Below are 26,301 nucleotides of genomic sequence, written 5' to 3' on the forward strand. Positions count from 1 at the left end.
ATGGATTTGCAAATGATTTATGCAAACGTTTGCGTTGTTCGATAAACTTATTATACTCGCCTTTAGGTTATTTGTAAAGCGTTTTCTAAAAAATATTGTTACTATTTTTCTAAAAATGAGACCAATGTTTTTCCTACATGAAAAAAAGATGGGAGAAAACAAAAAAAAGCCTTGGCATTCCGTCACGGCATACCAAAGGTTCTTATGAGATTATGACATTGTCAACTGGGTTGACTCTCTTTCTATGATCTGATGAGGAATCAAGTGGACAACTGATTGGTCTGAGCTAATGGCTAGCACTAATTCTGCCGCCTTTTCTCCCAGTTGATAGGGGAAGATTTCTACCGATGTCAACGAAGGATTGGCTAATTCGGCTAAAACAGAATTATTAAAGCTGATAAGAGGAAGCTGTCGGTTGCCTAGAGTCTGTTTGACCATGCGTTGCAGATGGATAGCCAACATATCATCACAGGTCACAAAGGCTGTTTGAGGGTGCTTGGTCAAAAAGGTTTGAACCTGTGACTCAATAGCCTCTCCTCTTTCTGTAGTCACGTTAAGGGTTTGAGCAGTCAAGCCTTGAGAGGTCATCTTTTTGGCATAACCAATATAGCGCTCAGCTTGCACCAATTCATCCATGTCTGTGTAGACATAAGTGATTTGCTTAAACCCACGCTCCAACAGGAAAGCTGTCGCATCATAGCCAGCTTGACGATTGTCATTATTCACAAATTTGGCATTGCCATTATCAGTCACGTAAGACTGCCCGACCACGACACAGTCAACCCTCTGTTTTTTGACAAAGTCAAAGACCTTGTCATCTGTTTTGGAATAAAGGAAAATCAGTTTGCCAATATGCCCACTACGAATCATGTTTTGGACATTTGTCAATAACTCGTCATCACTGCGACCAGTCGCTAGACTGACCATATAGCCATTATCGGTACAGACACCTGCGATGCCTTGGATAATTTGCATGAAAAAGGGATTGTTCCCCAGAGAATCTTGGCTCACGCGCACTGGCAAAATAATCCCAACAGCATTAGACTGCCGCTTGACCAAATTTTGTGCGGAATAATTGGGTGAATAATCCAATGCTTCCATGGCTTTTCTCACGCGGTCTTTTGTTGCCTGACTAATCATGTGATTGTCATTGATGGCACGCGAAGCGGTTGAAGGTGACACGCCTGCTAACTTCGCAACATCTTTAATGGTAACCAAGATTGCCTCCCTCAATGGTCTTTTTTACTAGCATAGTCATTTTCCCAAGGCCTGTCAACTCTTTTCCCTAATTGAAGAACTGTTAACTCGTCTGTCACTTTTGTGGTTACTTTATCTTTCAAAATAAACTGTAGCCAATAAAAAACAAGCAAGCGGTACTAGTCTTTATCAGATGCCACTTGTAGTTCTAAGGCATAACTGATAGCACTCAAGGCATATAGCGGGGCGGTTTCTGTTCGCATAATGCGAGGACCCAAGCCTACCTTAATAGCACCTGCTGCCTCAAAATGGGCCATTTCATTTGGGGAAATCCCCCCTTCTGGTCCAAAGATAAAAAGGATTTTTGCCCCTGACTTAACGTCTTTTAATTCACGTGCCAGGGTCGCTAGCTGACCTGCCTTAGCTGTTTCTTCGTACGCAACAAACATATGGTCAAAGTCAGGCAAGGCTTTTAAAAACTCTACTTTTTGTTCAAAAAGACGCACCTCTGGCACCTTATTTCGTTTGCTCTGCTCAGCAGCTCCTAAAACAATTTTAGCCAGTTTGTCTTCTTTTTTAGCTAATTTTTTGCCATCCCATTTGACCACCGACCAGTCTGCTGGGTAGCCCCACAGTGCATCAGCTCCCAACTCAGTCACTTTCTGGGCAATCGTGTCTAACTTATCTCCTTTGGGAAAACCTGAAGCGATGGTCACCTCAACAGGCAATTCAACTTGATCTGGCAAGGTCTCTATAATCTCTAACTCATGAGAAATGCTATTGGTCACTTTGGCCAAATACTTCACCCCGTCATCAAATACCAAGACTAATTCTGCCTCGTCAGTCAAGCGCATGACCTGAAACATGTGCTTGATGGTATCTTTATCGGTAATCGTTACCTGTTTTTCTGCTTTGCCTTTGATAAAATACTGTTGCATTAACCGCCAATCACTCCTGATATATCATCTGTTTTTTTGAAAATAAGGGCATTCCACTCCCCTTGTATCATGTGCGTTTCTAGGAAAAAACCTACGCTAAAGGCAGCCTCCAAAACCATGTCCAGCTTCTCTGAAATGATACCTGATAAGATCAGATAACCTTCCTTTTTGACCAAGCGATAGGCATCGTCAGTCAATAACACTAAAATATCTGCTAAAATGTTAGCCACAATCACATCTGCCTCTTGCTCAACGCCTTTTAAGAGGTCGCCAGCAGCCACATGAATGTTGTCTGTTCCTTGGTTCAAATCAATATTTTCTTGGGCCACTCGAACAGCCACGTCATCTAAGTCATAAGCGTAGATGGTTTTAGCCCCCAGCAAGGAACTCGCAATCGAGAGGACACCTGAACCAGTCCCTACATCGATGACTGTCTCACCACCACGAAGGACCTGTTCCAAGGCAAAGAGGCTCATCTTAGTTGTGGGATGTGTTCCTGTCCCAAATGCCATGCCTGGGTCTAACTTAATAACCTTTTCCCCAGCAGAAGCTTCATAATCCGTCCAACTAGGGACAATGGTTAGATCATGCGTGATGCGAGCTGGCTCATAGTATGTTTTCCAATTGTCTGCCCAGTCTTCTTCAGCCAATTCCTGACTGTCCACGGTAACCTGACCAACCTGTAACCCAAAGCTAGCCAACTTCGCCAACTGTTCATTAATAGTCACCCTCACATCTGCCATATTAGTGCTACTTGGGTAATAGGCTGTGATAGCTATCATGTCCGACTGCTCCACATCTGGGTACAACTCCCCAAAGCGATCTTCCTGACCAATATAGTCTGCGCTATCTGTGATAGCGACCCCTTGACTGCCTGTTTCAATTAACAAATTTGAAACAGCCTCTTGCGCATCACGATGCACATGAACCGTTACTTCCTGCCATGTTTCCATAGTTATGTCCTTTCTCCTTTTAACAATTTCTTTCAGTCTCTGCTTAGGGTGTGATTTCTAAAGCGAGTTGCCTTCTAGGAAATGTCTCTTAACATCTTAGTCCTAGCACCTTCTGACGTGTTTCATCTTAGTACCTCGGATAAGGGTAGTGTGTCCCCTCTTCTAGTCCTTGTTGACCTTCTTCAAAAGCTTGCGCGTTCCATTCCAAGCTGAAATCAACCTTGCTGTCATCAGCTAAGAAATCCATTAAATCGCTGTGCCCCTCAATAGCCACATCGTTGAGAACTTGCGCAAAGTAAGCTAAGAATTCACGAGAGAAGCCCTTTTTAGCATCAAAAGGAATGGTTACCAAATAATCTGCTGCATCAAATTGAGACTTGGCAGGGTTGTAAAAGAGTACATAGTCCTCAAAGACAATGTCATCTTGGGTCACTTCCCCATTGTCGTCAATGGTTTCGATAGCCTTTTTATTTTGAGCTTCTAAAATAAAAGTTACCTCAACCGCATGATTTTTCTTGTCCCAATCCATGGCATAGTCATACTGAAAATGCTTGTCCATTTCTTCTTCTAATACTGATAAAAAGCCATATTTTGCCATCTTTTTAGTCCTTTTTCCCATCTGTTAGTTGTTTCCATTGTAGCATAATTTGACCTAACTTTCACTGGCTAATACTGCCCAGTAAAACCGCCTGTCATTTTAGTAAGCGTTTTACAGCTTCCTTTTCTCTCATTATGTTAAACTAATAAATGATTATGATGTTAGGAGAAAAAGAATGAGATATGCTAAACGCTACCCTTCTCAAACAAGGCAAGTGCTTCTGACCTTGTTATTAGTAACTGCCAGCCTACAAGCTGGAGCTATGACTGCTTATGCTGATGAGAGCAGGGCCGATCATCAGCCGCCAATGGCTCAAGTTGACACTAGCCAAGCCACAACCCCATCAGCTAAAACAGCTATAGCTGCTGAGCCGACAGTCACAATCTCAACTACTGATCAAGTTCCCCTAGTCGCACCAACAGTAGCTTCTCCTCCAACAACTATTTCCTCAGAACTACCTCCCATTACCCTAGAAGACTATAAGTCAGCTAGCGCTAGCCAATTAGCCAAATGGACTCGCCAGCAACGGGTCACAGGTCAACAACTACTAGACTTTGCCTTAGAAACCATCAAAGAGACGGATCCCGACCTCAACAATGTGATTTCTCTGCGTGAACCATTGGCTCGACAAGAAAGCGAACAAATGATTGACCAAGGGCAACCCTTTTACAAAGTACCTATTCTGGTTAAAGGGTTAGGACACACCATTGCTGGAAGCAGTAACACCAACGGCCTTGCCTTTTTGAAAGACAAAACCAGCTCATCTACCAGCGCCTTTGTCAAGCAACTTCAAAAGGCTGGTTTTATTGTGGTGGGGCAATCATCTTTCCCAGAAATGGGCTGGATCAACGTTACCAACTCTAACCTCTACGGTAACACGCATAACCCATGGAAACTTGAGCAAAACCCTGGCGGTTCCTCTGGTGGTTCAGCAGCCGCTGTGGCCTCTGGTCAAGTCAGCCTAGCCAGTGCTTCTGACGGTGGCGGCTCGACTCGCATTCCAGCTTCTTGGAGCGGCTTGATTGGTTTACACCCAACGCGTGGTATTTTAGAGGGAAATCCGACTTCTGAACGTAGCAATGTTAGTCATTTTGCCCTCACTAAGAGCATGGAAGACACCAGAAGACTCTTCCAATTTCTCTTAAAAGACAAGGCTAAAGCGCAACAAAATCATAAGCGTTTAGACCAAAGCATTCCCATCGCTTACACCACCCAAACACCAGCCGGAACCCCTATTAGCAAGGAAGCTATTGCGGCGGTCAAAGAAGCTGTGGCTTTCTTAGAGGAACAAGGTTATCAAACCGTTGAGGTTCCTTACCCCGTTGATGGTAAAATCATGATGCAGTATTATTACACCATCGCTGCTTCTGTGGCGCCGTCCATCAATGTTATGGCACAACAAACCTTGAAACACCCGCTTCAAAAAGATGATGTCGAACTCTTATCGTGGGCGCTCTACCAAACTGGCAAGGACTTGACCAAAGAAGATGTCAACAAGGCCTGGGAAGGTATCGCAACCATGACCAACCAATTAAACCAGTTCTACCAAAAATACCCCATCTTCTTGACACCGACAACAGCCTATCCTGCTCCTGCTGCTGATTACCACCATATTCCTAAAGACCTAGTGGCACAGCTCAGTGACATGTCAGGCCTGAGCAAAGAAGAAAAACTAGACCTTATCTATCGGCAGTGGCTACCAGCTTGGACGTTGACACCTTTTACCCAACTTGCTAACCTGACAGGAACACCATCCTTGTCTTTACCAACCCATGTGACGGCAAGTGGTCTACCTCTCGGGATTTTAGTGAATAGCGGAGCTCATAACGACAGTCTCTTGTTGCAACTGGGTGACCTCTTTGAAAAAGCTAATCGGTTCCATATCCTGACGGCTAGACAAAAAGGATTGCCAGTTGCCCCAGTTAAACAGAAATCTCCAAATAACAAGGACAAAAGAGACAAGAAACAGCCTATTGCAGTCCATTATCACACCAAGAGTTTTGTCAGCCAACCTAACCATTACACCAAATACAATAGCCTTCCTCAGACTGGTGACAACCAACAAGGTGGTCTATTAATGACTAGCTATGTTAGCTTATTCCTTGGTAGTCTACTCTTAGCAGGTAACTTCAGGGGAAACAAGGAGAAAATCTAGGATACTGGAGGACTGAAACTCCTCAGTCAACGTTAATAAAGTCTACACTGCCATTAGATTCACTAGAACTGGCATTGCCATCGCAGCAACAAACAGGACTGAATTTTTCTTAAGACAGGTTCAGTCCTTTTGCATGCCAACAGCCAATTTCTGTTTGGACTTATTAGCTTGAGCAAACGCTTTTATGATATAATTGGGGTATGCATAGAAAAACCATTATTGATTTCAAGGAGCTCGGATACCGCTTCTTGTTTGAAGACCCCTTGCTAGAGTTGGTAGCCAAGACCTTAGATCAGGTTGGCCCAGTCATTCAACAGGTTCAGCACTACCAAGAACTGGGCTACTACGTGGTGGGGTACCTTAGTTACGAGGCGGCTACCTTTTTTGACAAAGCCTTACAAACACATGATAGAAGACTAGGCAAAGAGTACCTTGCCTATTTTACTGTGCACAAAGATTGTCGCCAAGAAAACCTGCCTCTTGATTATGATAGTATCACTATCCCTAATCAGTGGGCTAGCCTCACTCAAAAAGAGGCTTATCAAAAAGCTATTGAAACCATCCAGCAGGAAATGCGGCAGGGCAATACTTATCAGGTCAACTACACCATTCAATTAACCCAGAAACTCAATGCAGCTGACAGCTTAGCCATTTACAATAAACTCGTCGTTGAACAGGCTGCTGGCTACAATGCTTATATTGCCCATGATGATGTTGCCCTTATCTCGGCCAGTCCCGAATTATTTTTCAAACAAGCAGGCAATCAGTTAACTACAAAACCTATGAAAGGCACTACCAAGCGCGGGGTTAATAGCTGGCTGGATCACCAAGAACATGATTGGCTCCAAGCTGACGGGAAAAATCGTTCCGAAAACATGATGATTGTTGATTTGCTCCGCAATGACATGGGGAAAATTTGCCAAACAGGCAGTGTTCGTGTTGACAAGCTCTGTGAGGTTGAACAATACTCTACCGTCTGGCAAATGACCTCAACCATTGTTGGTGACCTCAAAGCGGACTGTGATCTGATAGACATTCTCACAGCTCTCTTTCCTTGTGGCTCTATCACAGGGGCACCAAAGGTCTCCACCATGGCGATTATCAAATCTCTGGAGTCAAAACCAAGGGGAATTTATTGTGGAACTATCGGCATTTGCCTACCAGACGGTCGCCGTCTCTTCAATGTTCCCATTAGAACCATCCAGCTCAGTCATAACCAAGCTACTTACGGTGTGGGCGGGGGCATCACTTGGCAAAGCAAGTGGGAAGACGAATACGAGGAAGTGCATCAAAAAACAGCCTTTCTCTATCGCCACAAACAAATCTTTGACCTCAAAACAACCGCCAAGGTGGAGCAGAAAAAACTGACCTTCTTTGAGCACCACCTCAATCGGCTTAAAGAAGCAGCCACTTATTTTGCCTACCCTTACGATGAGAAAGCTTTGCAGAAACAACTGGCAATCTACTTAGAAGATAAAGACGATGCTGCCTACCGCTTGACGATTCGTTTATCCAAGGATGGAAAGGTCAGTCTCTCTGATCAACTTTTGGAACCTTTGTCAGCTGATTTTCTGACAGCTCAACTCCGCTTACAGGACAAGGACGTGACAGCTTCGCCTTTTACCTACTTTAAGACCAGTTATAGGCCTCATATTGACCCAAAACCTTATGAACAGGTGTTCTATAACCAAGCTGGGTACTTATTGGAAACTTCCATTGGTAATCTCTTTGTCCAGTTGGGACAGACCCTCTACACACCACCAGTAGCTGCAGGGATTTTACCAGGCCTGTTCCGCCAAGAACTGCTAGCTAGCGGCCAAGCTCAGGAAAAATGGTTAACATTAGCTGATTTAAAAGAGGCCACCGCTATTTTTGGAGGAAATGCTGTCCGTGGCCTCTATCCTCTCAACCTTGAGCTTACTCACCTTAATACCCTCTTAGCCAACAGTCAAGACTAAACTAGCACCTAACTTTTTGTTATTAAGGAACCTATGATACTCTTAATTGATAATTACGACTCATTTACCTACAACCTCGCCCAATATTTAAGCGAATTTGACGAGACGATTGTCTTGTATAACCAAGACCCAAACTTATATGACATGGCCAAAAAAGCTGATGCTCTAGTCTTTTCACCTGGCCCTGGTTGGCCAAAAGAAGCTAACCAAATGCCAAAGCTCATTCAAGACTTTTACCAAACAAAACCTATCTTAGGGGTGTGTCTGGGACACCAAGCTATCGCTGAAACCCTAGGGGGCACCTTACGCTTGGCCAAACGTGTCATGCATGGCAGGCAAAGTACCATTGAAACACAAGGTCCTACCAGTCTCTTTTGCTCCCTCCCAAAACAGGTCACCGTCATGCGTTACCATTCTATCGTTGTGGATCAGTTGCCCAAAGACTTTATCGTGACCGCTAGAGACTGTGACGATCAGGAAATCATGGCATTTGAACACCGCACCCTGCCACTTTTTGGGCTACAATTCCACCCAGAAAGCATCGGTACCCCTGATGGCATGACCATGATTGCCAACTTCATCGCAGCCATTTCCCGTTAATCATATCATCAAAAGGAAAGGAGGACAGTTACATGCCCGATCATTTAGCGCTCCGCATGCGCCCCAAAACCATTTCAGAGGTCATCGGACAAGAACATCTTGTTGGCGAAGGCAAAATCATCCGTCGCATGGTGGAAGCCAATAGGCTATCGTCCATGATTCTCTATGGCCCTCCAGGAATTGGTAAAACTTCCATTGCTAGCGCTATTGCAGGTACTACCAAATATGCCTTTCGGACCTTTAATGCCACCGTTGACAGCAAAAAACGTCTCCAAGAAATTGCTGAAGAAGCTAAATTTTCAGGAAGCTTGGTGTTGCTACTAGACGAGATTCATCGCCTTGACAAAACCAAGCAAGACTTCTTGCTTCCCTTACTGGAAAATGGGACCATTATCATGATTGGCGCAACCACTGAGAATCCCTTCTTTTCAGTGACACCCGCTATCAGAAGCCGAGTTCAGATTTTTGAACTGGAACCTCTCTCCAACGAGAATATCAAGCGTGCCCTTCAAACTGCCATTACCGATAAAGACAGAGGCTTCGCCTTTGAGGTAGCCCTAGACGAAGATGCTCTTGATTTTATCGCAACCGCCACTAATGGGGATTTACGCTCAGCTTATCACTCTCTGGATTTGGCAGTTATGTCCACAAAGCCAGATAACGACGGGAAACGACACATCACCTTAGACACCGTTGAAAATTCCTTGCAGCGCAGCTATATTACTATGGATAAAGATGGTGACGGGCATTATGATGTTTTATCTGCCCTCCAAAAAGCGATTCGCGGCTCCGATGTCAATGCCAGCCTTCACTATGCCGCGCGATTAGTGGAAGCAGGGGATTTACCAAGCCTTGCCAGACGATTGATAGTGATTGCTTATGAAGACGTTGGACTGGCTAATCCCAATGCCCAAGTCCATACCGTCACCGCACTCGATGCCGCCCAGAAAATTGGTTTCCCCGAAGCACGCATTCTAATTGCCAACGTGGTCATTGATTTGGCCTTGTCTCCAAAATCCAACTCAGCTTATCTAGCAATGGATGCTGCCCTTAGCGATCTGAGAACATCAGGAAACCTTCCCATTCCAAGACATTTGAGAGATGGGCACTATGCTGGCAGCAAAGACCTTGGCAATGCCAAAGATTACCTTTACCCACATGCCTATCCAGAAAAATGGGTCAAACAACAATACCTACCAGATAAATTAGTTGGCAAACAGTATTTTTCCCCCAACGAAACAGGAAAATATGAACGTGCCCTCGGTGCCAATAAAGAGCGTATTGACAAGCTTTCTAGCAAATCATTCGAAGGCAGATAAGGCAAGCGATTCCATTTTTATACTTTAAGACTTGAAAAAATTTTAAAAAGTGGTATTATAAAAGTACAGAAACATTGCTGTGGCATACGAATCCACATCTAAGTGTTGACCGACTATTTCTTTGTATTTTAGGGAAACAAAGACTCTTTCTAGTCTGCAAGCCGTTTCACGCGGACGCAACTTCCAAGAAAGAGCACGTTACCCACCTGCTTATGTTGCGCGGGCTCAATACAAAAAGTGGATCACCGGTGCCAATACAGCATTCTTGCCTCCTTAGCTCAGTTGGTAGAGCAGTAGACTCTTAATCTATGGGTCACAGGTTCGAGCCCTGTAGGGGGCATGGTGCAAAAACGAAAAAAAGCCTTATTTACAGGGCTTTTTTGCTTGTTTAAAATAAATTTGTTACAATTTCACAAAAAATGTTTAATGCCTCAATTTTTGATTAGTTTATTCATCTTAATTACGCCTAAAGACTTGTTAACCTATTAAATAGAAACTTAATTAATATATTTTTGGATAATGGGTAATTAGATAAAAAATACTGCAAATAATCAACTCTTCTAAACTTAAAAAATACCTAGTTTTGGTTATTATTTTTTTCAATTAGTTTGAAAAAATTTTCATAAGCAACTTTGCTTTTTAACACTTCAACCATTTCTGGTGTTAAAATATCCTTTACATCATTGTTCGGAGAGATCATCTTACTCAATATAAAATTTTTCATCATTAAAGTAAGTGGTTCTCCAATAGCTTCTTTATAGTTAAACCCTAAAAGTTGCATTGTTTTCAATGTATCGACATCTATTAATTCTTTAAATTGATTATACGAGGCTATTTGTTCAGAAGCTGATTTTAAAGCTTCTTTGTCATTTGGGTTAATAGAATTAGTTTGTGCTTTTGATATAATTTCGATTATCCTATTTACAGTATTATGTAAATGATCTATATCTTCATCACTAATCTGAACTCTTTCTAACTCAGACTGATATGATTGAGCTATTCTAATTGCTTCCTGTCTTTCATTTATTAATTCAGATACCACTTCATCATATACTTTTCTTACTTCATTAATATCCTTTGAAGTTTTTACGGTTTTAATTTTTTGAGTAATGGCACTAACAGTACTTTTAATTGCTAATTCTCCTAAGCTAGCACCTAGAGAAATTAATTCAGGTGATATGTTTGTCCTTGTAAATCTCCTTCTTGATAACTTGTTGTTTTTATTATATTTTATCACTAAAATTGATAATTTAATATGAATATTTTCAAATACAACCCATATAAAAAGGAGCTGGGCAAAAAGTCCAATTCCTAATTTTATTTAAGCTAGAATTGCAAAACGCAGTGGCTGATTGGCAGCTTTGTTCGCTTTTCAATCTTCAAAGATAGCCTAATCAACTGTGCGGGGGTGGGAAAACGAACTCTTTGTTGATTGCTATGAGTTCTTTCCCACTCCCTTAATTTGTTTAGATTTTACAAAAAATGCTTTATTTCTTCAAATTTTTGTTGAATTTTTTCATTTAAAGTATGACCATAAACTTCTACTAACATAGTGATGCCTTTATGTCCTAATACTTGAGCAATGACACCTAAATCAATATTTTTATGCCATAAATAACTTCCATAAGTATGTGTCCAGGATTCTGGGTACATATCATGACCCAATTATTTAGCCTCTTCCTTTTATTTTCAGTCATCATAGCCATTGGGATGGCTGGAATGCCAAGCCCATGCTGTCTCAATAATGGTTTCAATATTGTCAAATTGTGGTTTCCACCCCAGTAATTGTCTGGCTTTGTCAGATGAGGCTATCAAAGTATCCGGGTCTCCCGGTCTACGAGCTACTATTTGGGCTGGAATTTCTCTTCCAGTGACCTTTCGGGCAGCTTCTAATAGTTCAAGGTTTGAAAAACCGGTAGCAGATCCCAAATTAAAGGCGGTTGAGTCATTCCCAGCTCTTAAATATTCAACTGCTAGCATGTGTGCATCTGCTAGGTCAAAAGGATGCACATAATCACGAATATTTGTGCCATCAGGAGTCTGATAGTCATCTCCAAAAATCATCAACTTATCTCTCACCCCTTGTGCCACTTGAAGAATAATTGGTAACAAATGTGTTTCGGGGTTATGATCTTCTCCAAGGCTACCATCTGGCTTGCCCCCAGCAACATTGAAATAGCGCAAAGCTACAAACTTGATGCCATAAGCTTTATCTGACCATTTCATGATAGTCTCCATCATCAATTTACTTTCACCATACGGGTTTATCGGGTTTTGTTCTGCTGTTTCTTTGATTGGAATTTCTTTTGGAATACCATAAGTTGCAGCGGTTGATGAAAAAACGATATAGTTGACACCACATTCTTTCATGACTTCTAAGAGTTTAATCATGCCTACTGTATTATTGTCGAAGTATTTTAAGGGTTCCTGCATGGATTCGCCAACTAAAGAATAGGCCGCAAAATGAATAACAGCATCAATATCAGGATGTGCCTTAAAAACTTGGCGCATAAAATCCTGATCCGCCAAATCTCCTTGATAAAAAGTAGAATCTGGATGCAAAGCTGCACGATGTCCAGTTACTAAATTGTCCACTACAATCACCGCTTCATTTCCTTTTTTTATCAGACGATCAACCATATGTGAGCCAATGTAACCAGCCCCACCAAGCACTAAAATTGCCATTTCTCTTCCTTTCTTTGAATCACATGCCTTAAATTCTATTGTATAACACCCAAGCTCATTACAAAACGCTTAAACGCCTTCTGTCCCTCTGGTGTTTGTTTGTATACACCGGCGTCTTCTAAGACCCGAGCAAACGTTTGTCCAACTGCCTGAAAAACAAGGTCGTGAACAGTATCTTCCCTTATTACTGTGTGTTTTTGCTTGATTTGCTCTGCCCATTCCTTATGGTATGGCGCAATGTTATTTTCTTGTCCCAACAAATAGGCTTCAATTTCCATTAATTCATCTTTTAAACGAGATGGTAAAATAGCCAAGCCCATTACTTCAATCAAGCCTATATTTTCTTTTTTTATGTGTTGTACATCGGCATGTGGATGATAAACCCCATCTGGATGCTCTGTTGACGTATGATTATCACGTAAAACAAGATCTAATTCATAAAAACCATTACGTTTCCTTGCTATTGGTGTCACGGTATGATGCGATATATTATCTGAATAAGCTAATATGTCAACTGTTTCATCTGAATAGTCTCGCCAAATCAAGCGAATATGCTCAGCTAAAGCTACCAAGTCTAACTTAACAAGACCAGTTAACCGAATAACTGACAGAGGCCACTTTAATATACCGACACTCACATTCTCAAACCCTTCAATCTTAAAAGAATCACTAATTAAGGCTTTTTCCATTGGGAAAGTGTGTCGTCCTCCTTGATAATGATTATGTGTCAAGATAGAGCCACCAACAATAGGAAGATCAGCATTTGAACCAGCAAAATAGCCTGGAAAAGTGTCGACAATATCAAGCAATTGAGCAAATGTTGTTTGACAAATCCTCATGGGTATATGTTGGGTATTGAGAAAAATGCAATGTTCATTAAAATAGGCATAAGGAGAATATTGAAAGCCCCATATCTCAGAACCCAAAGACATACGAATAATGCGATGGTTAGTTCTTGCTGGGTGGTTGAGTCGGCCATAATATCCTTCATTTTCCATGCAAAGTTGGCATTTTGGATAACTGGATTGCTTAAGTTTTTTGGCAGCTGCGATAGCTTTGGGGTCTTTTTCAGGCTTAGATAAATTAATAGTAATTTCCAAATCCCCATAAGGTGATGGGGCTGAAAAAGCTATATTTTTTGCAACGGCAGCTACTTTAATGTAGTCGTTTGTTCGATTAAGATTATAAAAGTCCGAGATCGCCTGTTGAGGAGATTTTTCATAAGTGTCCCAGAACCTTTGATTAACCACACTCGGAATAGGAGTTATAAAATTCATTAACTCTGCCCCTAAGCAATCTTTTTCTTCTATTAGAGAACCAATCTTGCCATTTGCAACTGCCAAATCTACCAAAAGCTCTTTTAATTCAATGAGATTGTCGTTACTTACCTCTTGATTGGCATTAGTTTCACCGACAAGTGCTAAGATGCGGTTACGAAGATACATGCTATCAATAATGCTATAGTCACTATTTTCAATTACCTTGGTGACAAAGGCTTCAACTAAACCGACCATCTTTTATTTCCTTGAAAGCACACGTGAGCCAGAAGCAATTTCGGCAATATAAAAATCTGGTGCATACCCTATAGTTTCTGTGTAGACCTGACCAACATTTGCCTTAAAAGTATCAACCTTATTCTTTGCGACAATGGCAATACCACAGCCACCAAAACCTGCTCCTGTCATACGTGCCCCTAAAACCCCTTCTTGTGCCCAAGCAGTATGAACTAGTGTATCAAGCTCAATTCCCGTAACCTCATAGTCATGCTCAAGAGATACATGAGAAGCATTCATTAAGCGACCAAACTGCTCTAATTTACCAGCTTCTAGAGCTTTTCTGGCTTTTAAAGTTCGTTGGTTTTCTAAAACTGCGTGACGGGCACGTTTGATACGTTTACTATCTTTAATCAAATAGGCAAATTCATCAAAGCCAGCTTCATCGAGTTCACCAAGAGTTTTAATGTTAAGCAAAACATTTAATTCCTCGACAGCTTTCTCACACTCAGCTCTACGCTCATTATACTTTGAATCTACCAACTCTCGACGCTTGTTCGTATTCATAATAACAATCACATGCTCGCCAAGATCAAGTGGTACCAGGTCATACGACAAGGTATTAGTGTCCAGATAAATAGCTCGGTTTTCAGCACCCATACCAATGGCAAATTGATCCATTATACCGGAATTAACACCAATATAATCATTCTCTGTTTGTTTCCCAATTTTGACCAAATCTAGCCGTTCAAGCTTTAGTTCAAATAATTCCTCAGCGACAATACCCACTAACATTTCTAGAGAAGATGACGATGATAAGCCGGAGCCATTTGGAATATTTCCATAGACATAAAGATCAAATCCCTTATCTATCACATGGCCTGCTTTCTTTATAAAACTAATAACTCCTTTAGGATAGTTGGCCCATGAGTCTTCCTTTTTAAACGCCAAATCGTCCAAAGATACTTCAATAATCCCAACTTCTTTAAAATTTGCTGAGTAAAAGCGTAGTTTTTGATCATTACGTTTTTTAGCTGCCCCATAAGTTCCCAGTGTAATCGCTGCCGGAAAAACGTGTCCACCATTATAATCCGTATGTTCACCAATTAAATTAATACGACCAGGTGAGAAAAAAGTCGCATCTGCTTGCTCTTCAAAAATTGTTTGAAAAGCTTGACTGAGTTCTTTTTCGTTCATTATGAAACTCCTTTAGCTATTGATACTTCTATTATAGAAACCAAAGAAAAGTTTTTCAATATTTTTACTTAAATTTTACCTATAAATTACTAAAAATGTTATAATAAAATCAATACAGAAAGGAAATTATTATGGCTACACTGAAAGATATTGCAACATTAGCCGGCGTTTCTCAAGCAACTGTTTCTAGAGTTCTAAACCATGATGAAAGTCTATCAGTCACAGAGACTACGAGACACAAAATTTTAACCATAGCTGATGATCTTGACTATAAAAAGCACAAAAAAATCACAAATACCACAAGAGTCAAGCAAAAAGTAGCCATCGTCCAATGGTATAGTGAACAAGAAGAACTGAATGATTTATATTATTACACTATCCGGATTGGGATTGAAAAACGTGCTCAAGATTTAAGTTATGATGTCATCCGCTGCTTTGATTGTCATTTAGATGCCTTGCCTAATGACCTAGTCGGCATTATTGCTATAGGAAAGTTTAGCCAAAGACAAATTCAATGTCTTGAAGAATTAACTGAAAATCTGGTCTTTGTCGATAGCGATACGCTAACGAGTGGACACCCTTGTGTCACCACTGATTTTGACCATTCTGTCATTAAAGTTCTTGACTATTTTATTGACAAAAAACTCACTCCTATTGGTATGATTGCTGGGGAAGAAAAGACAACTGATGGCTTAGAAACTATTGTCGATCAAAGATTTAGAACCTTTCGTAACTATGCTTACGAACATGGTATCTACACGCCAAAGACAATCTTTATTGGTGAATTTTCTGCTCAATCTGGCTATTTTTTAATGAAAAAAGCCATTGATGAATTGGGAAATAATCTTCCAAAAGCTTTTTTTGTAGCAAATGATACCCTAGCAATCGGAGCCCTCAAAGCACTCCAGGAAGCTGGTATTGCTGTCCCTCAAAGAGTTAGCTTAGTTTCTTTTAATGACACATCGCTTGCCAAACAGGTCTACCCAGCGCTCTCTAGTATTACTGTTTATACAGAAGAAATGGGACGCACAGCTGTAGACGTGTTAAACAGACAGTTAATTGCACCTGAAACCATCGCTAGTATGACGCGAATAGCGACGACATTAACTCTACGAGAAAGTAGTTTATAGAAAGAGCTTGAGACAAAAAGAATTCCATTTCAGAAAAACGATAATATCGACACCTATTAACTTAGACATTAATCATTAAAATGAATAAAGGTAGGTTTCAAACTCTTAGTTCCTATGCTTGTTCCTTTTTTCAATTAGGTTTAAACTTTTGTCTCATACTTTTTCACTTTTTAATCAAGATGTCCCTTTAAAGTATTGCATTATCCCAAAAAATATGAGCAGCTACACCGGCTAGAAACTTCTAGAATATATACAGAAAAAGCATGACATGTTCAATCAAATATAGCATGTCACACTTTTTATAAATCTGTTTGCTTCAGTTACTATTTGCTTTTCTAGTTGTAGTGGTAAGAAATACGATAGGTCTTTTTCTCATTTGGCAAAATGGTAATATCACCAAATTCCGCATGATTAATCGCATCTGGCAAAGTTTGTGCTTCCATTGCGATCGCTTCTCTTGGCAAAGCTGTTTGGCCACGATCCCTTTCAAAAAACAGATTTGAAGGAATGTCATCCATTGTGTAGATGACAAGGGCATTGCGGTCTGAAAAAATTGACAGTTGAGTATTACTTTCCTCATCCCTTAAAACAGCAATTGGCAGGCCATTTTTATGAGCATCTGGACGAATGCGAAACGCTGTGTCAAAACCATCATTTGCGATAACTGCTGGCCATAATGCCTTCTTTTCTCTAAAGTCATGAGGCCTGCCACTAACATCAAGAAACCTTCCTGTAGGAATAAGGTCCCCGTCAGTTTCCAGATAGTCATCACTTGCCACTTGCAAGGAGTGTGTTGTTAAGTCCTGGCGATCACTTAAATTAAAATACACATGATTTGTTGGGTTAAATAAACCTAGCTTACTAGCATTGTTGCCTTCAAATACAATATCAAGTTGATTAGCATTGGTTAAGGTATAAGTAATACAAACATCCATATCACCAGGAAATAGATCATCACTTTCCTTACAACCCATCAAAAATGTAACACTAGCTGCTTCAGCAGATAGGTTCGTTCGATAATGCCAATTTCGTTTATGAAAACCCTTTGACCCACCATGTAAGCAGTTTCCCTTTTCATTAGCTTCAACGGTGAAAGACTGATTATTCAAACGAAAAGTAGCTCCTCCAATACGACCTGCAACACGCCCAATAGATTGACCCGCGCAAAGAGGATCTATCAAATAATCACTTACCAATTGATGGCCTAAAACAATATTTTTCTCATTTGCACCATCTGGCACCTTAAAAGATTGCCATGTGGCTCCAAATGTTAAACATTCCACTTTAACGCCAAAATCATTCATTAACGTTATTTGTATGACTTCTTCTTGTCCAATTTTTTCAATGATTTGTTCTAATATCTTCATTAACTTTCCTCCTATGCTTGGAGTAGCGATCTAACATTACATAACTGTCACCTATAAAACCAACTTGTGACACAATCATCTTAACCCCTAATCTAACAGCTGAATTTAGCTGTTTTTTCAATACCTTATCCAGACAGCTCGTCATGAAGAACTTTGAAATAAAGCAGCGTCTGTGTTTCTTTTATCCTATTACTGTTCCTCACTATTTACAGTGGATAGATGGATAATGCCTAAGAAAAGCATAGCCCATAACAACCTTAATTTAGAGATTTGTTTAAACCTTGATAAAGGCAAGAGAATCTTTCTTTGTCAAAAGAGAACAACTGATAATTATTCTTTCTTTTTGAAGAAACTAACAGTAGACAGTAGTGCTACTAGTCCAGCTAAACTTAACCAAGCAGTTGATGAGTCACCCGTTTTTGGTAAAGTCCTAGCAGCATTCTTCCCTGTCTTTTCTTCCATGACCAGTATCTCCTTTTCCTGGAGAAAACCTTTACTTTTAGTCACTTTTTCTGGTGCACTAGTTGACAGTGGTTGGGCATTAGGAAGAGCTTCTGTCAATCTCAGGTTAGAATTCACTACTTTGTCATCTATTAAGACCTGTTCAACTTGATTTGGCTTAACCTGCTTAGGTGCTGTAAAAGTAACCTTAGCTAGTTGCACATCACTTGCTATTACCTCTTGAAGACTCTGATTTGCTAAGCGGTACTGTCTCCCAGAGACCTTCGGAAAAACAATTTTAACAAAGTGAGTTCCTTCTGCCAAATCACGCGCATCAAAGTTGGTCCTTGCATAGGCTGGTGTAGCCTCTACAAAATTATCAACCACCGATAGTCCTGTTTCTGTCCATTTATTACCATCTGCTGATAAATAGACTTTAAAATCAATGGTATCATCTCCAAGCAAATGTGCACGAATTGATTGTCCTTCATTTGCCCAAGCAGCGGCATTGTAAACCTTGTAATCGCTCAAAGTTTTATAATAAGTGGTTAAATGAACAGCACTTGGGTGATCAATCTTATAAATCAGTGCATTTTCTTGATTATCATCACTGGCAAATAAGCGACTGGTTTCATAGCGTGGCTGACCGCCGTAATAGAAATGATTTTTATTTTCAAAATCTTCCTTACCGTCTGAAACTGCCGTCAATTGTCCCACATAGTGTGTTGGTTGAATATAGTAGTCACCACTTGGCGCTTCTTTGTCAAGATTATCAAAGTAAACTTGATCTTGATTATCCTCTTGGTAAACACGTATCCAGTCAATCAGGTACTCACTGTTTTGCTTTGTTTTATTTTTGTCATAGTCTACATTGCCAACCCATCCATCACCGACTTGTGTCTCAAGAATTGGAAACATTGGACGACTATGCATACCATCACGTCCATCATCACGTCCGCGATCACTACCAAATACATATTCTCCATCAATAAACCACTTTATCGATTCTGGTGTCCACTCCACCTCATAAACGTGGAAAGCTTGGCTCCAAGCTTCATAATATTCAATGGGGACACCATGAGATGCTTTGTTTTTTGCTAAAATACCATAATGGTTGGTCGTCCATGCCTCCCATGGCGTTTGCCCCAGAAACTCTAAGACATCAATCTCATCATGACCAGTTTCATCTTGTGCTAACATCCAAATGGCCGGCCAAATTCCCTGTGAATCGTTAACCTTGGCTCGAACCGCCATACGACCGTACTGGAAGGAATACTTGTCTTTGGATTCAACACGACCAGATGACCAGGTAATTTTACTTGCTAACTTTTTATCATCATATCTGTCAATACCAACAGCCTTAATAAGCTCATCTGTAGAAGCATAATTTTGGCTACGGATTGAAAGATAACTCTTGTCTGCATCTTTCTTAATGCTAACTGCACCACGGTTATAAATGGCAGCGTGATTGACCATCCCATCAATAATTTGCCATTTGCTTTCATCTATCGTGTCACCATTAAACTCATCAGACCAAACAAGTTTGTTAAACTTAGAATTAGGTTCTACATAATCTGGACGACTTTCATCATAACTATCACCTGTTCCTAGAATTTCAATTTCAGAATAACCAACAGGTTCCCTGTCTGCTCGACATGCTGAAAAACGAACATACTGAGACTGAGCATCTTCTGGAACTGAGACGGTGATAATATCGCCACTATCAATCGTTTTATTCTCTTCCTTATAAATAGACTCATAACCATCATTTGGTGACGGGGTATTGTCAAAACTAACAGCAATATCAGAGTAGAGACCTGGTTTTAATTTAAATCGAATCTCCTTGATATTGTAAGAACGTTTGAATTCATACTGAAGATAAGACGCTCCTCTGGTATTGTGATAAGCATAATTTTCATCAAATTTGCCATCATTAATTGCTTCAAGATTAGTCGGATCTAGCCCGTAAACATAAGGTTGCTTGAGAGCAGCTAGATTAACTAAGGTGGTATTATTATTTTGACTACCATCGTCCTTGACACGTGCCAAAACTTCAACCTCATTAAAGCGAAGAGCGCTACTATAACCTGCCCAACTACTATTGGTATTTTGAATATAATGTCCCTGTCCCCAAATACGGATATAGCGAGCATTAACAGTCTTTAACAACTCAATGATTTGAGGTTGACCCTTTGTCCCTACTGTTTCAACAAAATCCGCCTCTTCAAAAATGACCTGACTATTTTTACTAAAATCTGCTTCAGTTGATAGTTCAACTTTAACTTTTTTAAAAGTTGATATAGCATCACTATAAGTATTACGATAAATAGCAATACGCTCCACAGGCTTAACATCTCCAAAATCATACTGCAAATAGACAGGTTGCCAGCTCGAATAACCATTATCTTTGCCACCAGTTTCTTGACCAGCTAAAATTTTGGTATTACTTTTATCAGTTGATCCACTATTTTTACTACCATCTGTCGCCTGTTTAGGATTTTCAATCTGGACGGAAGGAATTGTTGACAGTTCATATGTAATCATTGTAGTACTATTACTAGTCGGTGTTTTTCCCTTTACCACATTAACTAATTTAGTTGTTTCTGTCTCTTCTTTCGTCTCTGTAAGCAAAGCAAGGTTTGAATCCTCGGAACTCTCAATCTGTTTGTCGGCGGATTGACCCATAGAGGAACTCTTTATTTCAGAAGCTAAAGCAGCTGACGGTGTTTGACCCGATAACAATTCTGTTGTCGGTGTTTCAGTGACAGTTGCTTCTTCTGCCTTAACTGAATGAGAGGCTAAGCTGACACCTAAGCAAACTGAACAAACACCAATAGCCAATTTCCGAAGAGAAAAATGTCGTTTTTCTTTCATGATAAAAAATAATCTCATAACTCCTCCTCTAAAATCACTTTAAAACGTCATAATGACTGTTTACAATTTTTGAATACGATACAAAATAGATGCAAAATCCTTTAGCCCAGTTGGAAAGTCTTCCGATGCAATTGGTAGCCCAGCATACATCAAGCTTGACCCAGAGTAGACCGCTTGATTATTAACTTGATAAGTTGCTGTTTCGTCCAAATCTTTTAAATAAAGACGCTGATTACCTTCGTTTGCCATAATAAGGCTACGGTAAAAACCGACAAACAACTCTTCCTGGCTTTCGGACATAACTTGCCAAGCCGTAGAACTGTCTTCAAAAGGGCTCATGAGACGTGTAAAACGTCCATACTGGAAGGTTTTCCTTGCTCTTTTGTAAAATGCAATTTGCTCTTTAACCTCATGAAGTTCTGTTGTTGTCAACTCTGATAGGTCTAATTCATACCCAAAGGCACCAAAATAAGCGACATTCGCTCTCGTTTCTAGAGGTGTCAGACGACTCACCTGTTGATTAGGAACTTCAGACACATGACAGCCCATAGTTGATAAAGGATAAACGATTGATGTCCCATACTGGATTTTCAAGCGCTCAATAGCATCCGAATCATCACTCGTCCAAACTTGCGGAGCGTAATAAAGAAGTCCTGGATCAAAGCGAGCACCTCCACTGGAACAAGATTCAAAAAGTATTTTTGGAAATTGACTAGTCAATCTGTCAAATAAACGGTAAAGATTGAGAATATAACGATGGAAAATTTCTCCTTGTCGATCATTAGCTTGCGTTAGACTGAAAACCTCTGTCATGTAACGATTCATATCCCATTTGATGTAATCAATATCATGCTGAGAAAGTAAATCATAAAGCTGTTGATAAATATTTTGGAAAACCTCTTCTCTTGATAAATCCAAAGTAAATTGATGACGACCATGAGATTGGCTACGATGGGGGTGATGGAAAATCCAGTCGGGATGTTGACGATACAAATCACTATCCTTATTGACCATCTCAGGTTCAATCCAAAGTCCAAAGGACATCCCCATTTCGTGAACTTTAGCAATAACTCCTGTCAATCCATTTGGAAGCTTGTTCAGATTAACCTTCCAATCTCCAAGCCCAGCTTGATCATTGTCTCTAGCTCCAAACCAACCATCGTCCATGACAAAAAGTTCCACACCCACATCTGCTGCCTGCTGAGCCAATTTCAAGATCCGCTCTTCATCAAAATCAAAGGTCATCGCTTCCCAATTATTGAGGAGAATTGGACGTTCCTTATCTCGCCAATAACCTCGTGCCAGACGTTTTTGATAAAGATTATGATAACTTTGACTAAGACCATTCAACCCTTCTTCACTATAAACTATCACTACTTCAGGCGTTTGAAAATGATTTCCTTGAGCTAAGGGCCACTCAAAGTGTTCTGGATGAATACCTAAACTAACCCTTGTCTGTTGGTAAGGTGTAACATCTATTTGTGCCAAGAAATTACCACTATAAACCAGTGAAAAACCAAGAACTTCTCCTTGATGTTCATCTGCATGAGGACGTAAAAGAGCAAGAAATGGATTATGCTCAGAGCTACTAGCTCCTTTAAGGCTATAAACAGATTGACAACCTTGACTTAAAGGAGTCCTCACTAGATGTCTTTCTCTACTCCAAGCACCATCCAAATGCAACCAATCATAATGCTTATCTGGCAAATCAAGTGTTAAACTAAGAGCTCTTGTCAAACGAATCTCTTGCTGTCCCAATTGCTCAAATCGAGCACTTCTTGTCACTGCTGCTAAATTTTCATAAATGGTGTATAAAAGAAATAGTCTTGTCTCAGATACCTTATCAATAAGCTGAATTTCTAAACTTGTCGCCTCACTTTCCTTCTCAACATAAGTTGCTGGCAAACCTTCTAAGGTAGGTTTACCAGAAAAAATACGATAATCTTCAAAAACAAAATTTGAGAGCAAACTGCCATCTGCTTGCTTAATTTCAAAGGCAGGAAGAGAAAAATCGCCGGTCCCGTAGCAGGCATACTCCTGCCGTGTATGCTGCAACGAAAAGTTTTCATCATCTTCATAAACATATGAAGTCATCGCACGATGTCTTCCTTCCAACAAATGAAGATAGGAATCTTGTTGGCTCAATCGTTTGCCAAAATAAAGATTCCCTATATGCCCATTTGGAAGAACACAAATAACATAGCTAATCTTATCATTATAAATGTGAAATTCTTTACTTTTTTTCTTAAAAATAATTGCCATTTTTACCTCCTACAATTTTCCACCTGATGTTGCAATCCCTTGAATAAATTGTTTTTGGAAAATAACATAAATGACAACCATCGGCCAAATAGCTAAAACACTCGCTGCCATCAATTGTGGATAGTTCACAGCATAAGCACCTTGAATTTTTGAAAGAGCACTAGACAAGGTTGCTGCATCAGCTTCAGAATTGACAATCAAAGGCCATAGTAAATCTTTAAAAGCAAAGAGAGCCGTAAAAATACCCAAAGCAATAAGACCAGATTTAGCCAAAGGTAGCATAATCTTAAAGAAGGTCTGACCAATATTGCACCCATCTAACTGAGCTGCCTCCTCTAGTTCCTTTGGTAAACCAACAAAGAACTGTCTTAGTAAGAAAGTGCCAAATGCCGAAACCAAACCTGGAAAGGCCAAGGCAAAAATAGAATTGCGAAGCCCCAGATCATTAATCATTAAATACTGTGGAATAACAAAAAGCTGAGGAGGAACCATCATCTGAAATAAAACTAATCCAAATAGGAAATTTCGACCTGGAAACTCCAAGCGTGCAAATGCATAAGCAGCCATAGCACTAAATAGCACAGAGCTCACAATGCGCCACAGCATCATCATAATCGTATTGAAGTAAAGCATTATAAAATTATTAGAACGAATCACTTCGGTATAGTTTTTAAACTGCCAGTCTTTAGGAAAAAAACTAAAAGGATTCATTTGAGTTGATTCTGTGATAGTTTTAAAGGATGTCAATATCATCCAAATAAAAGGGACAATCATTCCCAAAGCCACCATGATGAGAAAAATATGAATCCCCAAAGTGACTAATTTACTTTCTTGTTTCATTGATAACATCTCCTGACTAGTTGTAATGAACCCATTTCTTTTGAATTTTCATCTGAATAACAGTAATTATCATAATGATAACTAACAATAGCATCACAATCGTTGAGCCATAACCCTTGTCCGAGTATTTGAAGGAATTGTTATAGAAAAGGTAGACTAAGGATACGGTATTTTTATAAGCTGGGCTAGTAACCCCTTCCATCATGTAGATACTGTCAAAAACCTGCATGGCTTGGATAATGCTAGTAACCACGACAAAGAACAAGGTGGGAGAAACCATCGGTAAAGTAATGGCAAAGAATTGTCTTACTTGACTAGCACCATCAATACGAGCAGCCTCATAAAAGTCTGTTGGTATTTCTTGTAAACCTGCTAAAATTAAAATCATACTATAACCAACAGTACTCCAAATTCCTACTGCGGCAATAGAAAAGATTGCTATTTTAGGATCTTCAATCCAATTAACCGGTCCCAAGCCACCTTTTCCCAGAATATAGTTAATTAAACCAAAATCAGTGTTATACAACCACTTCCAAACCATCGTTACTGCGGCAGGAGCTGCAACCATTGGCAAGAAATAAAGTGTTCGATAAATATGCTTTCCTTTAATGTTAGAATTGAGTAAGGTAGCCAAAACAGTAGCTAATACCACGGTAATAGGGACTACTAGCAATGTATATTTGAGGGTATTCCAAGTTGCTAGGCGAACTTGTTCGTCCGCAAACATTTTCTGATAATTGGCAAGACCAACAAAAATATCACCTCGTCCGAAATCCCCGCTCTTAAAAAAACTCATTTTTAAGGTTTGTAAAATGGGAATGATATTTAAAACAATTAGTCCAATAATTGTTGGTGCAACCATCCCCAATCCCCATAAGGCTTCGTTACGCCTTTTTTTATCTTTCATTTTAACCTCCATGAAGGGAAAACTGGAGAGGTTATTCAGCTCCTTCTCCAGTTTTCCTTATTACTATTTTTCTAAAGCTAATTCTTCATTCATCATTTTTGCAGTATTTTTAGCACCCTTTTCAACATCTTCTTGACCCAGGTAAGATGGTTTCAAGAGTTCATAGGCTTTATCTTCCCATTTAGACGTTGCATTTGAGTAAGGACGAATTTGTGCGTAGTCTACCATGTCAACAAAGTTCTTAATAGCAAAGTTTTTGTTAGAATTCACCCAAGTATCAGCTGTCCCTTTGTAAGCTGAAATAGCGACACCAAGTTCTGCTTGCATTTCTTGCCCTTCTTTTGAGCTAAGATACTCAACCCATTTCCAAGCCTCTTTTGGATGTTTTGTGTTGGCTGCAATAGCATTGCCAAGTCCGTTAAAAATTGTTGAACGCACTTTGCCTTTTGGTAACACTGCAACATCAAAGTTGCTACGGATATAATCATTTTTAGTAAATGAAGCTAAGTTCCATGAGCCAAAATAAGCCATGGCTACTTGCCCATTTTGCAGTGCCTCAGCACGTTTCTTGTCTTCCGTGATTTCTGGTGAGAGGCCTTCACGGACAAAGCTTTCATAAAACTTCAATGCTTCAACAGATTTTGGATCAGCATAACCTGATTTTTTAGCATCTGTGATAACACTTCCACCATTTTGATAGATAAAGTTATAATAACCCTCTTGATTATGAAGTGGTGCTAAAAAGCCATATTGACTACCATCAGATTTGGTTAATTTCTTAGCTGCTTCCTTCAATGTGTTCCAATCCCAAGTGTCATCAGGATAGCTAACACCGGCCTCATCAAACATTTTCTTATTATACCAAAGTCCTATAGTATCGTAATCTTTTGGAATAGCATACTGCTTGCTATTAATATTATAAATTTTGTTGAGACCTTCAGGATAATTTTCCAAGTCCACTTTTTTACTGTTTTTAATGTTATCATCTAAAGGCAACAACATGTTATTAGAACCATAGCGGTAAATCTCATTAGAATGCATCCAAAAAGTATCTGGTAAGGATCCCCCTGTTGCACCTGCTTCTAACATGGTCCAATAAGCATCCCATGAAACTACCTGAATGTCCACTTTAATTTTAGGATTTTTTTCTTCAAACTTATCTGCTATCTGGCGAAGCCCTGGTTCTTGTCCTGAATCCCAAATAGCATAAGAAATTTTGGTTTGTTCAGATTTATCTGAGGAAACAGTCCCAGATTTATTGGTTGAACCACAAGCCGATAGTAGAATAAGCGATGTTACAACGCCAACATAATAGCCTAATTTTTTCAATTTCATAAGAAATTCTCCTTTATTATTTGACTAAATTTGTTTCTTTCTTACGGCTCTA

At 39.9% G+C, this 26,301-nt stretch carries 19 protein-coding genes, 1 tRNA gene, 1 other RNA gene and 1 pseudogene; 7 read left to right on the top strand and 15 right to left on the bottom strand.

Features of this window, described 5'->3' with window-relative positions:
* Positions 1-210 precede the first annotated feature (210 nt).
* The 4 genes from EL097_RS01630 to EL097_RS01645 all read right to left on the bottom strand — a co-directional run bounded on the left by EL097_RS01630 (position 211) and on the right by EL097_RS01645 (position 3,686).
* Positions 211-1,218, bottom strand: a complete 1,008-nt coding sequence (locus EL097_RS01630; protein ID WP_003046374.1) for a LacI family DNA-binding transcriptional regulator — start codon at positions 1,216-1,218, stop codon at positions 211-213.
* A gap of 158 nt (positions 1,219-1,376) precedes the next feature.
* A complete protein-coding gene (locus tag EL097_RS01635; RefSeq protein ID WP_003046370.1) occupies positions 1,377-2,135 on the bottom strand; it encodes a 16S rRNA (uracil(1498)-N(3))-methyltransferase in 759 nt (252 codons plus the stop codon).
* On the bottom strand, positions 2,135-3,088 hold the full coding sequence (gene prmA, locus EL097_RS01640; RefSeq protein WP_003046367.1) for a 50S ribosomal protein L11 methyltransferase: 954 nt from the start codon (positions 3,086-3,088) through the stop codon (positions 2,135-2,137). Before prmA ends, EL097_RS01635 begins: the two co-directional genes overlap by 1 nt.
* 127 nt (positions 3,089-3,215) lie before the next feature.
* The gene (locus tag EL097_RS01645) at positions 3,216-3,686 is read right to left on the bottom strand and encodes a DUF3013 family protein (RefSeq protein ID WP_003046364.1); all 471 of its coding nucleotides are present in this window, start codon (positions 3,684-3,686) and stop codon (positions 3,216-3,218) included.
* A 175-nt stretch (positions 3,687-3,861) separates the two neighbouring features.
* Here EL097_RS01645 and EL097_RS01650 point away from each other — a divergent pair, with 175 nt between their 5' ends.
* The 6 genes from EL097_RS01650 (at position 3,862) to EL097_RS01675 (ending at position 10,058) form a co-directional block, all read left to right on the top strand.
* Entirely contained in the window at positions 3,862-5,841 is a 1,980-nt protein-coding gene (locus tag EL097_RS01650; protein WP_003046362.1) for an amidase family protein, read from the top strand.
* A gap of 200 nt (positions 5,842-6,041) precedes the next feature.
* Entirely contained in the window at positions 6,042-7,799 is a 1,758-nt protein-coding gene (gene pabB, locus EL097_RS01655) for an aminodeoxychorismate synthase component I (RefSeq protein ID WP_003046359.1), read from the top strand.
* A 33-nt stretch (positions 7,800-7,832) separates the two neighbouring features.
* Positions 7,833-8,399 (top strand): aminodeoxychorismate/anthranilate synthase component II, encoded by a 567-nt coding sequence (locus EL097_RS01660; protein WP_003046357.1) that lies wholly within the window; start codon positions 7,833-7,835, stop codon positions 8,397-8,399.
* Positions 8,400-8,431: 32 nt separating this feature from the next.
* Positions 8,432-9,718: a replication-associated recombination protein A gene (locus EL097_RS01665; protein ID WP_129544915.1), complete on the top strand. Its 1,287-nt coding sequence runs from the start codon at positions 8,432-8,434 to the stop codon at positions 9,716-9,718.
* 71 nt (positions 9,719-9,789) lie between these two features.
* Positions 9,790-9,985, top strand: a non-coding RNA gene (gene ssrS / locus EL097_RS01670) — 6S RNA.
* A tRNA-Lys gene (locus EL097_RS01675) sits at positions 9,986-10,058 on the top strand.
* 237 nt (positions 10,059-10,295) lie between these two features.
* Here the strand turns inward: EL097_RS01675 and EL097_RS01680 are convergent.
* The 5 genes and pseudogenes from EL097_RS01680 to EL097_RS01700 all read right to left on the bottom strand — a co-directional run bounded on the left by EL097_RS01680 (position 10,296) and on the right by EL097_RS01700 (position 15,093).
* Complete coding sequence (locus EL097_RS01680; RefSeq protein ID WP_003046349.1) at positions 10,296-10,955, bottom strand: hypothetical protein; 660 nt, start codon at positions 10,953-10,955, stop codon at positions 10,296-10,298.
* Between the two features lie 236 nt (positions 10,956-11,191).
* Positions 11,192-11,350 (bottom strand): annotated as a pseudogene (locus EL097_RS01685) (integrase); the annotation flags it as partial.
* A 57-nt stretch (positions 11,351-11,407) separates the two neighbouring features.
* Positions 11,408-12,403, bottom strand: coding sequence for a UDP-glucose 4-epimerase GalE (galE, locus tag EL097_RS01690; protein WP_003046346.1), 996 nt, complete (start codon positions 12,401-12,403; stop codon positions 11,408-11,410).
* Positions 12,404-12,438: 35 nt separating this feature from the next.
* On the bottom strand, positions 12,439-13,917 hold the full coding sequence (gene galT, locus EL097_RS01695; protein WP_003046343.1) for a UDP-glucose--hexose-1-phosphate uridylyltransferase: 1,479 nt from the start codon (positions 13,915-13,917) through the stop codon (positions 12,439-12,441).
* A gap of 3 nt (positions 13,918-13,920) precedes the next feature.
* Entirely contained in the window at positions 13,921-15,093 is a 1,173-nt protein-coding gene (locus EL097_RS01700) for a galactokinase (RefSeq protein ID WP_099982933.1), read from the bottom strand.
* A 131-nt stretch (positions 15,094-15,224) separates the two neighbouring features.
* On the opposite strand from EL097_RS01700, the gene EL097_RS01705 reads away from it, so the two are divergent.
* Positions 15,225-16,223 carry a LacI family DNA-binding transcriptional regulator gene (locus EL097_RS01705; protein ID WP_003046337.1) on the top strand — a complete coding sequence of 333 codons (999 nt, stop codon included), beginning with the start codon at positions 15,225-15,227 and terminating at the stop codon, positions 16,221-16,223.
* A gap of 335 nt (positions 16,224-16,558) precedes the next feature.
* Here the strand turns inward: EL097_RS01705 and EL097_RS01710 are convergent, their stop codons facing one another.
* The 6 genes from EL097_RS01710 to EL097_RS01735 form a co-directional block, all read right to left on the bottom strand.
* Complete coding sequence (locus tag EL097_RS01710) at positions 16,559-17,590, bottom strand: aldose epimerase family protein (protein ID WP_003046335.1); 1,032 nt, start codon at positions 17,588-17,590, stop codon at positions 16,559-16,561.
* A gap of 330 nt (positions 17,591-17,920) precedes the next feature.
* The gene (locus EL097_RS01715; RefSeq protein ID WP_141290652.1) at positions 17,921-20,905 is read right to left on the bottom strand and encodes a family 16 glycosylhydrolase; all 2,985 of its coding nucleotides are present in this window, start codon (positions 20,903-20,905) and stop codon (positions 17,921-17,923) included.
* Between the two features lie 60 nt (positions 20,906-20,965).
* Positions 20,966-23,167, bottom strand: coding sequence for an alpha-galactosidase (locus EL097_RS01720; RefSeq protein ID WP_003046331.1), 2,202 nt, complete (start codon positions 23,165-23,167; stop codon positions 20,966-20,968).
* A 9-nt stretch (positions 23,168-23,176) separates the two neighbouring features.
* The gene (locus EL097_RS01725) at positions 23,177-24,007 is read right to left on the bottom strand and encodes a carbohydrate ABC transporter permease (protein WP_003046330.1); all 831 of its coding nucleotides are present in this window, start codon (positions 24,005-24,007) and stop codon (positions 23,177-23,179) included.
* Between the two features lie 16 nt (positions 24,008-24,023).
* Positions 24,024-24,914 carry a carbohydrate ABC transporter permease gene (locus EL097_RS01730; protein ID WP_003046327.1) on the bottom strand — a complete coding sequence of 297 codons (891 nt, stop codon included), beginning with the start codon at positions 24,912-24,914 and terminating at the stop codon, positions 24,024-24,026.
* Positions 24,915-24,977: 63 nt separating this feature from the next.
* Complete coding sequence (locus EL097_RS01735; RefSeq protein WP_086014972.1) at positions 24,978-26,243, bottom strand: sugar ABC transporter substrate-binding protein; 1,266 nt, start codon at positions 26,241-26,243, stop codon at positions 24,978-24,980.
* Between the last annotated feature and the right edge of the window lie 58 nt (positions 26,244-26,301).

The sequence above is a fragment of the Streptococcus canis genome (assembly GCF_900636575.1).
GTDB lineage: Bacteria > Bacillota > Bacilli > Lactobacillales > Streptococcaceae > Streptococcus > Streptococcus canis.

Coding starts and splice junctions, on each gene's coding strand:
- EL097_RS01725 (WP_003046330.1), bottom strand. CDS start 24,007: ATGAAACAAGAAAGTAAATTAGTCACTTTGGGGATTCATATTTTTCTC.
- EL097_RS01660 (WP_003046357.1), top strand. CDS start 7,833: ATGATACTCTTAATTGATAATTACGACTCATTTACCTACAACCTCGCC.
- EL097_RS01715 (WP_141290652.1), bottom strand. CDS start 20,905: ATGAAAGAAAAACGACATTTTTCTCTTCGGAAATTGGCTATTGGTGTT.
- EL097_RS01730 (WP_003046327.1), bottom strand. CDS start 24,914: ATGAAAGATAAAAAAAGGCGTAACGAAGCCTTATGGGGATTGGGGATG.
- EL097_RS01665 (WP_129544915.1), top strand. CDS start 8,432: ATGCCCGATCATTTAGCGCTCCGCATGCGCCCCAAAACCATTTCAGAG.
- EL097_RS01700 (WP_099982933.1), bottom strand. CDS start 15,093: ATGAACGAAAAAGAACTCAGTCAAGCTTTTCAAACAATTTTTGAAGAG.
- EL097_RS01635 (WP_003046370.1), bottom strand. CDS start 2,135: ATGCAACAGTATTTTATCAAAGGCAAAGCAGAAAAACAGGTAACGATT.
- EL097_RS01720 (WP_003046331.1), bottom strand. CDS start 23,167: ATGGCAATTATTTTTAAGAAAAAAAGTAAAGAATTTCACATTTATAAT.
- prmA (WP_003046367.1), bottom strand. CDS start 3,088: ATGGAAACATGGCAGGAAGTAACGGTTCATGTGCATCGTGATGCGCAA.
- EL097_RS01650 (WP_003046362.1), top strand. CDS start 3,862: ATGAGATATGCTAAACGCTACCCTTCTCAAACAAGGCAAGTGCTTCTG.
- EL097_RS01645 (WP_003046364.1), bottom strand. CDS start 3,686: ATGGCAAAATATGGCTTTTTATCAGTATTAGAAGAAGAAATGGACAAG.
- pabB (WP_003046359.1), top strand. CDS start 6,042: ATGCATAGAAAAACCATTATTGATTTCAAGGAGCTCGGATACCGCTTC.
- galE (WP_003046346.1), bottom strand. CDS start 12,403: ATGGCAATTTTAGTGCTTGGTGGGGCTGGTTACATTGGCTCACATATG.
- EL097_RS01710 (WP_003046335.1), bottom strand. CDS start 17,590: ATGAAGATATTAGAACAAATCATTGAAAAAATTGGACAAGAAGAAGTC.
- EL097_RS01705 (WP_003046337.1), top strand. CDS start 15,225: ATGGCTACACTGAAAGATATTGCAACATTAGCCGGCGTTTCTCAAGCA.
- galT (WP_003046343.1), bottom strand. CDS start 13,917: ATGGTCGGTTTAGTTGAAGCCTTTGTCACCAAGGTAATTGAAAATAGT.